12 protein-coding genes and 1 tRNA gene are annotated in these 13,883 nt (G+C 58.2%); 11 read left to right on the forward strand and 2 right to left on the reverse strand.

What is annotated here, in order from left to right:
* The first annotated feature begins 15 nt into the window (after positions 1-15).
* From proB to rplA, 7 genes are all read left to right on the forward strand, one after another.
* Complete coding sequence (proB, locus tag BBKW_RS01320) at positions 16-1,149, forward strand: glutamate 5-kinase (RefSeq protein WP_033500756.1); 1,134 nt, start codon at positions 16-18, stop codon at positions 1,147-1,149.
* Positions 1,150-1,261: 112 nt separating this feature from the next.
* Positions 1,262-2,485 carry a pyridoxal phosphate-dependent aminotransferase gene (locus tag BBKW_RS01325; protein WP_033500757.1) on the forward strand — a complete coding sequence of 408 codons (1,224 nt, stop codon included), beginning with the start codon at positions 1,262-1,264 and terminating at the stop codon, positions 2,483-2,485.
* 226 nt (positions 2,486-2,711) lie between these two features.
* Positions 2,712-2,787, forward strand: a tRNA-Trp gene (locus BBKW_RS01330).
* A gap of 33 nt (positions 2,788-2,820) precedes the next feature.
* Positions 2,821-3,048, forward strand: coding sequence for a preprotein translocase subunit SecE (gene secE, locus BBKW_RS01335; RefSeq protein ID WP_003836126.1), 228 nt, complete (start codon positions 2,821-2,823; stop codon positions 3,046-3,048).
* Positions 3,049-3,072: 24 nt separating this feature from the next.
* Entirely contained in the window at positions 3,073-3,882 is an 810-nt protein-coding gene (gene nusG / locus BBKW_RS01340; RefSeq protein ID WP_033500758.1) for a transcription termination/antitermination protein NusG, read from the forward strand.
* A gap of 226 nt (positions 3,883-4,108) precedes the next feature.
* Positions 4,109-4,540 (forward strand): 50S ribosomal protein L11, encoded by a 432-nt coding sequence (gene rplK, locus BBKW_RS01345; RefSeq protein WP_022245020.1) that lies wholly within the window; start codon positions 4,109-4,111, stop codon positions 4,538-4,540.
* 14 nt (positions 4,541-4,554) lie between these two features.
* Positions 4,555-5,247 (forward strand): 50S ribosomal protein L1, encoded by a 693-nt coding sequence (gene rplA, locus BBKW_RS01350; RefSeq protein WP_004220116.1) that lies wholly within the window; start codon positions 4,555-4,557, stop codon positions 5,245-5,247.
* Between the two features lie 196 nt (positions 5,248-5,443).
* Here rplA and BBKW_RS01355 read toward each other — a convergent pair whose 3' ends face one another.
* Complete coding sequence (locus BBKW_RS01355) at positions 5,444-6,223, reverse strand: PucR family transcriptional regulator (RefSeq protein ID WP_022245019.1); 780 nt, start codon at positions 6,221-6,223, stop codon at positions 5,444-5,446.
* A gap of 85 nt (positions 6,224-6,308) precedes the next feature.
* Here BBKW_RS01355 and BBKW_RS01360 point away from each other — a divergent pair, with 85 nt between their 5' ends.
* Both BBKW_RS01360 and BBKW_RS01365 read left to right on the forward strand, forming a co-directional pair.
* Positions 6,309-8,408, forward strand: a complete 2,100-nt coding sequence (locus BBKW_RS01360) for a DUF6020 family protein (RefSeq protein ID WP_033500759.1) — start codon at positions 6,309-6,311, stop codon at positions 8,406-8,408.
* A gap of 62 nt (positions 8,409-8,470) precedes the next feature.
* Positions 8,471-9,382 carry a biotin--[acetyl-CoA-carboxylase] ligase gene (locus BBKW_RS01365; RefSeq protein WP_081962251.1) on the forward strand — a complete coding sequence of 304 codons (912 nt, stop codon included), beginning with the start codon at positions 8,471-8,473 and terminating at the stop codon, positions 9,380-9,382.
* A gap of 24 nt (positions 9,383-9,406) precedes the next feature.
* Here BBKW_RS01365 and BBKW_RS01370 read toward each other — a convergent pair whose 3' ends face one another.
* On the reverse strand, positions 9,407-9,988 hold the full coding sequence (locus BBKW_RS01370; RefSeq protein ID WP_033500760.1) for a biotin transporter BioY: 582 nt from the start codon (positions 9,986-9,988) through the stop codon (positions 9,407-9,409).
* A 241-nt stretch (positions 9,989-10,229) separates the two neighbouring features.
* Between BBKW_RS01370 and BBKW_RS01375 the strand changes: the two genes are divergently transcribed.
* Together BBKW_RS01375 and BBKW_RS01380 are read left to right on the forward strand one after the other, a co-directional pair.
* On the forward strand, positions 10,230-12,125 hold the full coding sequence (locus BBKW_RS01375; protein WP_033500816.1) for an ATP-binding protein: 1,896 nt from the start codon (positions 10,230-10,232) through the stop codon (positions 12,123-12,125).
* Positions 12,125-13,807, forward strand: a complete 1,683-nt coding sequence (locus BBKW_RS01380) for an acyl-CoA carboxylase subunit beta (protein WP_033500761.1) — start codon at positions 12,125-12,127, stop codon at positions 13,805-13,807. The genes BBKW_RS01375 and BBKW_RS01380 overlap by 1 nt, the downstream gene beginning before the upstream one ends.
* Positions 13,808-13,883: the final 76 nt, after the last annotated feature.

Consider the following 13,883-nt stretch of genomic DNA (forward strand, 5'->3'; position numbering starts at 1 on the left):
ACGCCTGGAGGGACCATGAACACGCCATCGCAAGCCCAAGTGCGCCGAGCCATCGCCGAAGCGCAAACCATCGTGGTGAAAGTGGGATCCAGCTCGCTGACCAAGCCAAGCGGCCACCTCGATCCGGAACGGCTCAACGCGCTCGTGGCGGCAATCGCACGTGTACGACTCATGGGCGGGCGTGTAGTGCTTGTCTCCTCCGGCGCCATTGCAGCCGGATTTGGTTCCCTTGGCTTCGATGCGCGACCAACCGACGTGGCTGACCAGCAGGCATGCGCGGCCGTAGGCCAAGGCCTGCTCATGGCACAATACGAAAACGCTTTCGCATACTACGGACTGCGTGTCGGGCAGATCCTCATCACCGTATCCGACACCATCGCGCCACAGCAATACCGCAACGTGCGACGCACTCTCGAAAGACTGCTCGACCTGGGCGCGGTGCCAATCATCAACGAAAACGACTCGCTCGCGTCCAACGAAATCCGATTCGGAGACAACGACCGCCTCTCCGCATTGATTGCCAACATCGTTGTCGCCGACGCCCTCGTACTCCTCACCGACGTGGATGCGCTCTACACGGCACCCCCAAGCGAACCCGGGTCGAAACGCATCAGCTACGTGCCGAACGTGGAAGATGCGCTCGCCAATGTGCAGGTCGGCGGCACAGGATCGAATGTGGGCACCGGTGGTATGGTCACCAAAATGGAAGCAGCCCGCGTGGCGGCAGTTTCCGGCATTCCTGCAGTGCTCACCTGCGCGTCGAGCGCAGGCCCGGCCATGATGGGAGACCCGGTCGGCACCGCATTCGCACCAATCAACGACCGTGGCTCTTCGCGCCGCCTATGGATTGGCTTCGCGGCCCACCCGCAAGGTACTCTGGTGGCCGACGCGGGCGCGTCCAACGCGGTACGTGGGGGAGCGGCCAGTCTGCTCGCAGCCGGCGTGCTCGAAGTGAGGGGCGATTTCGCCGCCGGAGACGCGGTGTGGATCGACAATGAAGCGGGAGAGCATCTCGCAAAAGGCCTCGTAGGATTCGACTCTGAAGAGATTCCGCAGATGCTCGGCCGTAATACCGCCCAGCTCAAGCGTTTCCTCGGCGAAGAATACGCGCACCCCCTAGTCCACCGCGACAATCTCGTTTTGGTGTAGAAATATCTATCTTCCAGTCCCTACCGGACACCAGCCAAAGGAAAGAAAAGGAAACGGCAAAAGCGACCAAGATATGCTAGAAGGTTGTTGTTTTTCGGGCGGGAGGGTTAGCATGGCAAGCATGACTATGGCTGATTGGCAGACTCTTTCCGAACGTATTAACCGCGTGGCTCCGAGCGCTACTCTGGCCGTTGATTCCAAAGCGAAAGCGATGAAGGCTGAAGGAATTGACGTCATTGGATTTGGCGCGGGCGAGCCGAACTTTCCGACTCCGGCTCCGATCGTCGCAGCTGCGGCCGAAGCGGTGCAGGATCCGAAGAACTATCGTTACACTCCAACGGCAGGTTTGCCGGAACTGCGCAAGGCAATCGCAGAAAAAACGTTGCGCGATTCCGGTTACGAAGTCGATCCGAACCAGGTTATCGTAACCAACGGCGGCAAGCAGGCCGTGTACTCGGCATTCCAAATCCTGCTTGATGAAGGCGACGAAGTCATCATTCCGACGCCGTATTGGACGAGCTATCCGGAAGCGGTGAAACTGGCCGGAGGCGTGCCTGTCGAAGTGTTCGCCGGTGCCGACCGCAATTTCGAACCAAGTCTTGAAGATCTCGAAAAAGCGCGTACCGAACGCACGAAAGCCATCATCGTGAACACGCCGAACAATCCGACGGGTGCCGTGTGGAAGCCGGAAACCGTCAAGGCGATTGGTGAATGGGCTGTGGAACATCATGTGTGGGTGATTTCCGACGAAATCTACGAGCATCTCAACTACGATGGCGCAAAAACCACGTACGTCGGCGCTGCAGTGTCCGAAGTGCGTGGTCAGCTGCTGGTACTCAACGGCGTGGCCAAAACGTATGCCATGCCCGGCTGGCGTGTCGGTTGGATGATCGCTCCCATCGACGTGGCCAAGGCCGCGTCCAAGCTGCAGGGGCATATGACGTCCAACGTGAACAATATCTCCCAGCGCGCCGCAATCGCGGCCGTGTCCGGCTCGCTTGATGCCGTGTACGAGATGCGCGAGGCTTTCGACAAGCGCCGTAAGACCATCGTTGCCGCGTTGAACGATATTGAGGGTGTGAACTGCCCGACGCCGACCGGTGCATTCTATGCGTTCGCCGATGTGAGCGACCTGCTGAACAAGCCGCTCGGCACAAGCAAGACCTCCTATGCGAGCACGTCCGAGCTGGCTGCGGCATTGCTTGACGAAGGCCATGTGGCGGCCGTGCCAGGTGAAGCGTCCGGCGCTCCTGGCTACCTGCGATTCTCGTATGCGCTTGCCGACGACGATCTGGTCGAGGGCATGAAACGCATGAAGCAGTGGGTCGAAGCCTGATACTGACCTGACTGAAACTTTTCGTACGATTCGCACCACGGTGACATGCCGGGTGCGAATCTTTTTTTCGTTGGAAAATAGCGGTTTTGAGAGATTTTTTTAAAAACTGGTTGGACTAAGTCGCAAATACCCGCTATTATTTCGACTTGGCGGTTTTGCCGCTTACTTCTTGCGTGGTTTTTCGCATAAAATCCTCGCCAGCAAGTAGAAACGGCAGAGTACACCTAGGGAAGTGGCGCAATTGGTAGCGCAACGGTCTCCAAAACCGTAGGTTGTGGGTTCGAGTCCCGCCTTCCCTGCCAAGCTTCTTGCAACAAGCTCAGCGGAGGATTATTATGGCGAAGGCAAAAAATAGCGAAAAGGCCGTTAAGCCGAATATCTTCATGCGAATTGGCTTGTTCATCAAACAGATTATCGACGAACTCCGCAAGGTTGTGACCCCGACCAGCAAAGAGCTGTTCTTCTGGGCGCTCGCCGTGTTCATTTTCGTGCTGTTCCTGATGGCACTGGTCACTGGTATGGACTACGGTCTGGGCAAGCTGACCCTGTGGATCTTCGGCTGATCAACAACTTGAAGGTGAAACTGCATGACTGACGAAGTGTTTTCTGACAACCTCGACGAGGCTCCTGAAGCTGATCTCGAGGCCGTGGCCGCCGTTGAGGCGCTGCCGGCCGAAGGCGAAAGCGTTCAGGAAACCGCCGATGAGACCGTTGAGGCAGAGCCGACTGCCGAAGTCGCTTCCGACGAGTCCGAAGAGGGCAAGGAAGACGACGAGCAGGATGCCGGCGCTAAGGCCGTCGAAGACTTCTCCAACAGCCTGCGCACCCTCGAAGGTAAATGGTATGTGCTGCACACCTACTCCGGCTATGAGAAGCGTGTGAAGACCAACGTTGAATCCCGTGTGGCGAGCTTCGGTATGGAAGACAAGATCTTCCAGGTTGAAGTGCCAATGGAAGAGGTCGAAAAGCACACTGAAAAGGGCAAGAAGGTCATCACCCGCGTGCGTGTTCCCGGCTACGTGCTGATTCGCATGCTTCCGGATGAGAACGCCCGCCGTATCGTTCGTGAAACCGAAGGTGTCACCGGCTTCGTTGGCCCGACCAAGGAACCGGCGCCGCTGAGCCGCAAGGAAGTCGTTTCCATGATGGCTCCGATGATTGCCTCCGAAGCGCTCAAGAAGGCTGGCGACAAGCCAGCCGCCAATAAGAAGCGCGTCCTCGAAGTCTCCTACGCCGTTGGCGATCAGGTCACCGTCACCGATGGTCCGTTCACCACCATGGCAGCTGTCGTCTCCGACGTTGAGCCCACCACACAGAAACTCACCGTGCTCGTGTCCATCTTCGGTCGCGACACACCAGTGGAGTTGGGCTTCAATCAGGTAGAAAAGCTAGCCTGAAATTTAAAATAGTAAGGATTTTGAAAGACCCCGCGCATTGCGGGGTCTTTTTTGTCTGGGGGAGTGGGCACAATGGGAAAGCCTGTGTCTGGAGGGTTTGGCGTGCCTGGACGAGGGTGCGGAATCCGCTAGCACAGCACAGCAATATACGTTGCGGAAGGAATCGGACGCGGGAGACCTACTCCGGTGCCGCTACCACCGCTTCTACAGAAAGAAGAACCATACAATGGCTCCTAAGAAGAAAGTCTCGGCGCTTCTCAAGCTCCAGATTCAGGCTGGCAAGGCCAACCCGGCCCCGCCGCTGGGTCCGGCACTGGGTTCCCATGGCGTGAACATCATGGACTTCTGCAAGCAGTACAACGCTGCCACGCAGGACAAGATGGGCCAGGTCATCCCTGTTGAGATCACCGTTTTCGAAGATCGTTCCTTCACCTTCATTCTGAAGACCCCGCCGGCGGCAGCTCTGCTGAAGAAGGCCGCGGGCATCCAGAAGGGTACCGAAAACCCGCTGACCCACAAGGTCGGCTCCGTCACCAAGGCTCAGGTCCGCGAGATCGCCGAGATCAAGATGGCTGATCTGTCCGCACGCGACGTCGAAGCCGGCATGAAGATCATCGAGGGCACCGCCCGCTCGATGGGTATCACGGTTACCGACTGAGAGGAGAGGGACAAATGGTAAAGCGTTCCAAGAAGTACCGCGAAGCTTCTGAGAAGATCGATCGTAACAATCTTTACACCGCCAACGAAGCCATCGCTCTCGTCAAGAGCATGCCGGAGTACAAGTTCGATCAGACCGTTGAGGCCGTGCTGCGCCTGAACGTGGATCCGCGCAAGGCCGACCAGCTGGTCCGCGGTTCCGTCAACCTGCCGAACGGCACCGGTAAGACCGCCAAGGTCCTCGTGTTCGCCCGTGGCCCGAAGGCCACCGAGGCTCTCGAGGCTGGCGCCGACATCGTCGGTGACGACGATCTCGTGCAGAAGGTCGCCGACGGCTTCCTTGACTTCGATTCCGTGGTGGCTACCCCGGACATGATGGGCAAGGTCGGCCGCCTCGGCCGCGTGCTTGGTCCGCGTGGCCTCATGCCGAACCCGAAGACCGGCACCGTGACCATGGACGTCACCAAGGCCATCAAGGACATCAAGGGTGGCAAGGTCGACTTCCGCGTCGACAAGAACGGTAACCTGAGCTTCCTCATCGGCAAGCTCTCCTTCACCGAGCAGGCTCTCGACGAGAACTTCAAGGCTGTTGCCGACGAAATCAAGCGTCTGAAGCCGTCCACCGTGAAGGGCCGCTACGTCACCAAGGCGACCATCACCTCCACGATGAACCCGGGCGTCCCGGTTGATCCGACGGTTATCGCCTGAGCAATATAGCTTGCAGATAGCTTCTATATAGCTTGCAAAAGACCCGCATCCTGCCCTAACGCGAGATGCGGGTCTTTTCGTATGTATCTTGCGATTATCGGTCTCATTTAATACATAATGATCCTGCAATTGTCTGAATATCAAAGAATCTCAATGAAACCAGATATCAGATAGATATTAAAACAGAAAAGTGATTTCAACGATCGCGCATACGGCCAATTGCAAGCGCGGTCGTCAACACGTATGCGTCGCGTGGATCGGTCGCATCCCAACCGGTCGTTTCCGCGGCACGCTTCAAACGATAACGCACCGTATTCGGATGCACGTTCAAATCCTTCGCGGTGTTCTCCAACGAACTGCCGTTCCTCAAAAACGTGGAAACCGTCACAAACGTCGGATCGTCGGGATTATCGCCATGAAGCACCCGATACACGTTCTGATACAGCTCCTCACGCGCGTAGTCATCGCCCAAAAGCGCCCTCTCAGGCAGCAATTCGTCGGCGCGCAACGGGCGGGACGGTGAGGCCAAAGCGGGAGCGGCCTGCAGCGAGAACAAGGTTTCACGCAACACATGCGAGGCACCGACGACACCAGAACGTACCGGACTCAAATACACCGGCTCGTCCTCGCTGAACGCGGACATGACAGATGTGCACGTCACCTCGGCGGTGGCGGCCCCCATCTGACAGACCAACACCAGCAGAAAACTGCCGTACGTGCCGACGATCGCATGCTCCCCACCCAAATCACGCACCGCATTGCGCGCGACCAGCGAAGCCGAGGCAGGACTCACCTTCGGTGTGCCGCCAATCGCGAAACAATCGAAATTTCCGCGCCATCCGAGCACGTTCATCAACGAGGCGACGCGATCATCCGTAAGATTTGTCATCAGGCATTCGAAAGCGAGCCGTTCGATGGTCGAATCGTCGGTGTGCCCTGCCAGAAGGTCGAGAATGTCTGCCTGATCGGAGTTCATAAGCGTCAAGTGTAGCCGTCTATCTAACGAATCGCTGAACGGGCGGCAACAACAAGGTGAGGCTCATTCGGGGAGTGCCGCTATTATGCCGCTTATGAGCGAAGTCAAAAAAACCGGAAAGCGTGGCGAAAAGGTCGGTACGTTCCTCAGCTGGACACTGGCCGTGCTGGCATGCCTGTGGGTGGCATGGTGTTGCGCCATCGGGCCGTTGTATTGGTTCGGTGGCGGACTTTCCGACTTCGGCTGGCTGAACGTGCTGTATTTGGCGGTCGCTTTCGCAATATGTTTTTCGATTGTCGTCGCGCTGGTCAGATTCGGACACGGTCGTCGCGTGCTTCCGCGATATTTCGTACGTCGGTATGAAAGACTATGCGACGAGATCGCGGGAACGCCAACCACTGTGCTCGGCATTATGTTGCGACACCTGCATGATGCTGCGCACAGTCGTCCGGGGCGTGCCCTTCATGCGATGATCGTATGGCTTGGGCGCAAACTGACTCGTTGCACCGATTGCTGGTGGAAACTCATGCTGGTGTTCGTGATCGGCTGGCTGTGGGTGCCGACCACGCTATTGGCTGCATTCGGCGCCGACATACGTTCGCAAATCCGCGAATTCAGCTGGGCGTTGAACCAGTGGATGGGCCTGAAGCAGCCATATATCGGTTTCTTCTCGTTCGTGCCCATGGATATCTACCCGACCGCGCATTACATGTGGCCGGATAATCCCACGTACCTGACCGACCAGCATAACGTTGTGCTCACCGTGTTCTACGGCGCGGTGGCGGCGGTTTCCCGCTATTTCACCGACTCCAACGATGCGGGCATTGTAGTGCTTGCCGCATTGCAATGGCTGTTCGCCGCATTCTGCTGTTCGGCGACCGCCAACCGATTCTTCAACCTGCCGTGGCGCAGGCTCGGCGTCGGCACATTCGACTTCTCGCGTCCGGAACGCCACGATTGCTGGAATATGCGCGATTACACGCATCCCGAAGCGGGCGTCGTGGCACGCCCTTCCAGACTGCGGGCCGGTGCGAAAACCCGATTCGTGATACTTCTGTTCTTCATGGTGTGCCCCCTTGCAGTGTTCGCCACGATTTCCCTGACGAAATCGCCACTGTTCGCTTTCGCATTCGTATGGTGGTTCGGCGTGTGGTACGAACTGCATATGACGCACGTCAAAGTGCTGTCCACCATCAACGGCAAGCCGACTCGTCTGCGCAAACGCTCGATCATGGCGCTCACCATCTCAAGCTGCGTGATGCTCATCAGCGCGAAATACGCATGGTACATCATTCTCTTTACCCTGATCCTGGCGCTCATCAACGATCGAAAACGTTGGAAAACCTATCTTGTGGCACTGCTGCTGCCGACCATCCTCATTCATGGCGGCATCGTATTCCTCACCAACACGGGTGCCATCATCGGTGGCGACCCGATCGAAAGCCGGGGCATCCAACTGCAGCAGATTGCGCGCGTTGCCAAATACAATCCAAACGGCATTCCGGCGGATGCGGCGGAAAAGCTCGAACCCGTCTTCAACCTCGACCAAATGGCCGAAGCATACTCCTGGCAGGATGCCGACCCGGTGAAATCCTCCGGTATCCAATCGAAAAAAGTCAGCTACAAGTGGCGTACCGTCACCGAAGACGACATGAAGAACTTCAACGAGGCATGGCTTGAAATCGTCGTCGCGAATCCCGTGATCGCACTCGACGCGTTTTTCGCGGAGTGTTTCGGCTATTTCGACGTGGCCGACTTACCGTACGTGTCGATGGACTACTACGTGGACAACGATTACGTGCAGAGCGGCAATGTGTGGATACACCTGTACAACCACGATTGGCGCGATGCGGTGGCCGGTTTCGCCAAAGGATGGGGCAATATTCCCGTGATCGGCTGGGTGACGCACGGCAATCTGTACGTAACGCTAATGCTGCTGGTCGGCGCTGCCGAAGTGGTGCTGCGACGGTGGCGTTCGCTGTCGTGGCATCTGCCCTTGCTGCTGCTCATGGGCGTGATGATCACCGCTCCAGCCAACAATTTCGAACGGCATATGCTGCCGGTCGCGTTCGTGTTCGGTTTCGTATGCCTGCAATTCTGGCGCGAGTCGCGTAATGCGCGGCTGGCGGCCAACGCGAACATGGTCAGTGAGTATGAGGCCAGCCAAGTGCGGCAGAACGAATAGCGGCTGCGTGGTTGTTGTGTTGGATGTTACGTTGCGTCGAATACCATAGTAGATGGGGAGTAATGATGGCGATTTTGGATTCGGCAATGATTATGCCGCGTACTTGTGCTGCGGCGGATCAGGTGCTGCTGTTCGACACCGTGGGATCCACGAATACGTATGCCGCGGATTTGGTGCGCGAGGGAGTGCTGTTCGGTGCGAATGGTGCGGATGGCGTGAATGCAGGGAAGTCCGTGTGGAGCGGGCATGAGATCGTGGCCATTGCGGCGAACGATCAGACGGCCGGTCGCGGGCGTCTCGACCATACGTGGACGAGCGTTCCGGGGGAGTCGTTCATCGTGTCGCTGGTGGTAAGCGTTCCTGTTTCGATTATGCGCGATTTATCCGTCAGCGGTTGGCTGCAAATGATCGCCGGTTGCGAGATGCGTGAGGCGATTGTCGGCGCGGTACGCGATTGCGGCGGCGGTTTTGACGGGAACATCGGAAACATTGCGCTGAAATGGCCGAACGATATTTTCGTGGACGGACGGAAACTCGGTGGCGTTCTCGCTGAGATGGTGCCGATTACGGGTTGCGGGGATCGCGTCGCCATTGTGATCGGCGTCGGTTTGAATCTTGCCATCGCACAGGCGCGATTGCCGATAGACATGGCCACGTCATTGCAGTTGATTGCGCATGATCTGCCGGATGCTGCCGTTATGCGCGATGCGATCGCCGCACGTTGGGTACAAGGATTGCGCTCGCGGTTGGCTGATTTCGAGGAAGATCCCCATCGTGAGGCCATGCGCGCCAGAGAGGCCATGATTCCGATCTGTTGGACGCTTGGCAAATCTTGCGAAGCGCATTTCGTGGACGGAACCACCCTGCGGGGCAAAGCTATCGCTTTAAACGACGACGCCTCCCTGACCATTGAGGATCAGGAAGGCGTGCTGCGTCGGGTGAGCACGGCCGATGTGGGCGTGCTCAGCAAGTGAGGAAACGTTCGTAACGAGTTCCACTCACTTCAGCTTGGCAAGACCTGCGACCACGGCGGAAGCGACAACGGCCTTGACCGCGTCGCCGGCAATGAATCCCATGGAAGCCACCGCAACGATTGGCAGTGCAACGCCGGTAATGGCGGACTGCACGATGAAACCAAGCAGATAGTCAAGCACAATGCAGCCGGCGACGCAGGCGAACAGATAACGTGCGGCGGTCAACGCACCGTGCTTCAGCGAATCGGTGCGGGCTTCGCCCTTGAGCAGCGAGGTGACGACGGCCGCCGGCAGGAAGCCGATCAGGAAGCCGGCGCTCGGGCCGACCAATGCCATGGTGGAAGCGCCGCCTGCGAACACCGGCAGACCGACCGCGCCTGCTGCCAGATACATGAGCATCGCGGCGCCGGCCTGCTTCCACGGCAGCATCAGCGCGGCCAGCATCACCACAAACGTCTGCAGGGTGATCGGCACGGGCGTGCCTGGAATCGGGACGGCGCCAGCCGCGGAAGCTGCCCACATGAGCACGGCGAACAGCGCGGGCTTGAGTACGGATCCAAGAGTGCCGCTGGTAGCGGTTTTCAGTGTGGTTTTGAGCGTCAGCATTGCGTTACGCACGATAATTCTCCTTGAATTTGATTGCATTACTGTTGATGAATCGACGATTGTTGACGGCCGAAATGACGGCAATCGCAAAAGTGACGAAAATGCATGGTTTGTCAACTTATGCCCCCAATCGTAGGCTGGCTAAGTTTCGGTAACGTTTGTGGAGCCTTACAAAAAGATCGCGTGTCTTTTGTGGGAAACGAGTTCCCGAGTTTTCGTTCGTTCGGCCAAACTTGACGTTATGCCTAAAAATGTCAACAAACTTCTGGTGGCGAATCGCGGTGAAATCGCTCTTCGCGTAGTGCGCACCGCACGTGAGATGGGGATTCCCACGGTTGCGGTGTATGCGGAACAGGATCGCCATGCGCAATATGTGCAGATGGCTGACGACGCATATCTGCTTTCCGGAGACACATACAAAGACACATATCTCAACGAGGATTTGCTGATCGACATTCTGCAGCGCAGCGGTGCCGACGCAGTGCATCCGGGCTATGGGTTCCTTTCCGAAGTCGCTTCATTCGCACAGAAAGTGATCGACGCGGGCGCGGCTTGGGTTGGTCCCAATCCGGAAGCCCTCGTGGATTTGGGAGATAAGATCACCGCACGTCGTGTGGCGACGTTTGCGAAAGTTCCGCCGGTTCCCGGTATTTCCCAGTCGATTTCCGACATGCGATTGCTGCTTGATTTCGCACACACGCACGGTTATCCGTTGATGCTCAAGCGCACCGATGGCGGCGGCGGCCGCGGCATCACGCTGGTGCATAATGACGATGAGCTGCGCGGCTTCTACATGAATCATGACGCGCTGCAGGGCGGCGATCTGAACGAATATTTCGTGGAACGATTCATCGACAAAGGGCGTCACGTCGAAACGCAGTGCGGCCGCGATTCGCACGGTAACTTCACCGTGTATTCCACGCGCGACTGCTCCGTGCAGCGCCGCAATCAGAAGCTTGTTGAAGAGGCTCCCGCACCGTTCCTTCCCTCCGATGTGACCGACCAGCTGGAAACCTACTCCCGCCGACTGTTCGAAGCGGTCGATTACGAAGGCCTTGGCACCTGCGAATTCATGGTGACCGAGCAAGGCAAAGTGTACTTCCTGGAAGTCAATCCGCGCCTGCAGGTGGAGCATACCGTCAGCGAGGAGGTTTGCGGACTCGACCTGGTGCGCGAGCAGCTGACCATCGCCAACGGTGGGGAATTGACCGTGAACCATCCGCTTCGTGGGCACAGTTTCGAACTGCGTCTGACCTGCGAAGATCCGGCAAAGAACCTTGCGCCAAGCTCCGGCACGCTGACTTCGCTGCGTTGGCCGTCCGGACCGGGCATCCGCGTGGATTCCGGCGTCGTCGAAGGCGACACCATCTCGCCGAAATTCGATTCGATGATGGGCAAACTCGTGGTCACCGCATCCGACCGCGCCGCGGCCGTGGCACGTGTGCGCCGAGCATTGAGCGAACTGAAAGTGGAAGGCGTGCCAACTCCGGCAAGCCTGTTCGAACAGATCTTCAATGACGATGAATTCACCGCCGAACACGGTGCCGCATACGATGTCAGCACTAAATGGCTGGAACGCAAGTACCTCAACAAAGAAGCTGCATCGTCCCAAGGAGGGCAGCCGGCATCCGTATCTGGCGTGACGGGCTCTCTTGACGTCGACAAGAAGGAATCCAGCGAAACCTTCGTTATCGAAGTCAACAATCGCAGAGTGTCGCTGACCGTGCCGAACGACATCGTCGCCAACCTGACGGGCGGTGCCAAGGCACGTGACGCGAAACGCGCCATCCAGCCTCTGCGCGGGCAGGGACTGCATCATGCGCAGAAAAAACAGCAAAGCAACGACGGCCAATCCGGCGTGATCGCAAGTCCGATGCAGGCCGTCGTGACACGCATCAACGTGGCCGAAGGCCAGCAGGTGGCCAAGGGCGACCTGCTCGTCGTACTCGAATCCATGAAGATGGAAAACTATGTGTACGCGCCGGTCAAAGGCGCCGTCACCAAGATTTTCGTGGGGCCCGCGGCGGGCGTGGAAGCCGGCGAGACATTGATGACCATCGATGTGACCGGAGCGAGCGGTAACGGAAAGCAAGCTGACGGAACCGCTGTTGGCGACACTACGGAAGGGGGTAAGTGATGACCGATATCATCGCAAGCCCGGCCGTTAAAGAAGCCGTGAAAATAGTGATGGAACAGCAGGAACGACTCGGCAAAAACGCAGCCGAAGCCGTCTCTGCGGCCGCAACCGCCTCCGCAACCGACGTGCCGGGCGCATCCCAGCCAATCCGCGCATCCGTACTGCGAGCGGCACAACTCGCGCACGAAGCGGAAGACCATGCACGCAATCGCCAGCACGTTAAAGGTAAGCTGACGGCACGCGAACGTCTCGACCTTCTGCTCGATACCGGTTCTTTTGAGGAAATCGGACGATTCTGCGGCGGCGACATCAACGGTGGCCGTGCGGGAGCGGCGGTCATCACCGGTTTCGGCGAAGTGTTCGGGCGCAAAGTCGCCGTCTATGCGCAGGATTTCTCCGTGCGTGGCGGCACTTTGGGAGTCGCGGAAGGCCGCAAGATCTGCCGGTTGATGGACAAGGCGCTCGATCTGAAAGTGCCGATCATCGCGCTCATCGATTCGGGTGGCGCCCGCATTCAGGAAGGCGTGGCCGCACTGACGCAATACGGGCATCTATTCCGCAAAACCTGCGATGCCAGCGGTTTCGTGCCGCAGCTTTCGCTGATTCTCGGCCCCTGCGCGGGCGGAGCCGTGTACTGCCCGGCACTGACCGACCTGATCATCATGACCCGCGAGAACTCCAACATGTTCGTCACCGGCCCTGATGTGGTCAAAGCGGCCACCGGCGAAGTGATCAGCATGGACGATCTCGGTGGCGGCTATGTGCACAACGCCACCTCCGGCGTAGCGCACTATTTGGGCGAAGACGAAGCCGATGCGATCGACTACGCGCGAACCGTGCTCGCCTACCTGCCGTCCAACTCCGACCTGCAGCCGCCCACCTACGCGTACGCCGCAACCCGCTCCGATCGTGATGTAGCCAAACGACTCGCCACCATCGTGCCCGACAACGACCGCCAGCCATACGACGTGCTCGACGTGATCCGCTGCATCGTGGACTACGGCGAATTCGTACAAGTGCACGAGCTGTTTGCAAGCTCCGCAGTGGTGGGATTCGCCTGCGTGAACGGGCATCCGGTCGGCATTGTGGCAAACCAGCCGAACGTCAACGCGGGCATCCTCGACGTGGATTCCTCCGAAAAAGTGGCACGCTTCGTGCGTCTGTGCGACGCGTTCAACCTGCCGGTCGTCACCTTGGTGGATACCCCCGGGTACAAGCCTGGCGCCGAACAGGAACATGCAGGCATCATCCGCCGCGGTGCGAAAGTGATCTACGCCTACGCCAACGCGCAAGTGCCGCTGGTCACCGTAATCCTGCGAAAAGCCTTCGGCGGTGCCTACATCGTGATGGGATCCAAAGCCATTGGAGCCGACCTCAACTACGCTTGGCCATCCAGCCAAATCGCAGTGCTCGGCGCATCCGGAGCGGTGAACATCATCCATCGCAAAGACCTGCAGAAAGCCAAAGACGCAGGCAAAGACGTCGAAGCGCTCCGGGCCAAATACGTGGCCGACTACGAACGCACCACCGTCAACGCGAATCTTTCGCTGGAAATGGGTGAAATCGACGCCATGATCGACCCCGAGCAAACGCGCGAAACCATCATCGAATCGCTCAAACTGCTCTCCAGCAAGAAGCGTGTGCGCAAAACCACCAAACACCATGGCAACCAGCCGTTGTGACGGGTGCAAAGTGCGCGGATGAATCGTAAGCAAACGTAAACGCAAGAATCAATCGCAAGAACACATCGCAAGATTT

The organism is Bifidobacterium catenulatum subsp. kashiwanohense JCM 15439 = DSM 21854 (genome assembly GCF_001042615.1).
Taxonomy (GTDB): Bacteria; Actinomycetota; Actinomycetes; order Actinomycetales; family Bifidobacteriaceae; genus Bifidobacterium; species Bifidobacterium catenulatum.

What these genes read in the sequence shown, in the direction of transcription:
- proB (WP_033500756.1), top strand. Translation starts at nt 16, where the DNA reads ATGAACACGCCATCGCAAGCCCAAGTGCGCCGAGCCATCGCCGAAGCG.
- BBKW_RS01325 (WP_033500757.1), top strand. Translation starts at nt 1,262, where the DNA reads ATGGCAAGCATGACTATGGCTGATTGGCAGACTCTTTCCGAACGTATT.
- secE (WP_003836126.1), top strand. Translation starts at nt 2,821, where the DNA reads ATGGCGAAGGCAAAAAATAGCGAAAAGGCCGTTAAGCCGAATATCTTC.
- nusG (WP_033500758.1), top strand. Translation starts at nt 3,073, where the DNA reads ATGACTGACGAAGTGTTTTCTGACAACCTCGACGAGGCTCCTGAAGCT.
- rplK (WP_022245020.1), top strand. Translation starts at nt 4,109, where the DNA reads ATGGCTCCTAAGAAGAAAGTCTCGGCGCTTCTCAAGCTCCAGATTCAG.
- rplA (WP_004220116.1), top strand. Translation starts at nt 4,555, where the DNA reads ATGGTAAAGCGTTCCAAGAAGTACCGCGAAGCTTCTGAGAAGATCGAT.
- BBKW_RS01355 (WP_022245019.1), bottom strand. Translation starts at nt 6,223, where the DNA reads ATGAACTCCGATCAGGCAGACATTCTCGACCTTCTGGCAGGGCACACC.
- BBKW_RS01360 (WP_033500759.1), top strand. Translation starts at nt 6,309, where the DNA reads ATGCCGCTTATGAGCGAAGTCAAAAAAACCGGAAAGCGTGGCGAAAAG.
- BBKW_RS01365 (WP_081962251.1), top strand. Translation starts at nt 8,471, where the DNA reads ATGATGGCGATTTTGGATTCGGCAATGATTATGCCGCGTACTTGTGCT.
- BBKW_RS01370 (WP_033500760.1), bottom strand. Translation starts at nt 9,988, where the DNA reads ATGCTGACGCTCAAAACCACACTGAAAACCGCTACCAGCGGCACTCTT.
- BBKW_RS01375 (WP_033500816.1), top strand. Translation starts at nt 10,230, where the DNA reads ATGCCTAAAAATGTCAACAAACTTCTGGTGGCGAATCGCGGTGAAATC.
- BBKW_RS01380 (WP_033500761.1), top strand. Translation starts at nt 12,125, where the DNA reads ATGACCGATATCATCGCAAGCCCGGCCGTTAAAGAAGCCGTGAAAATA.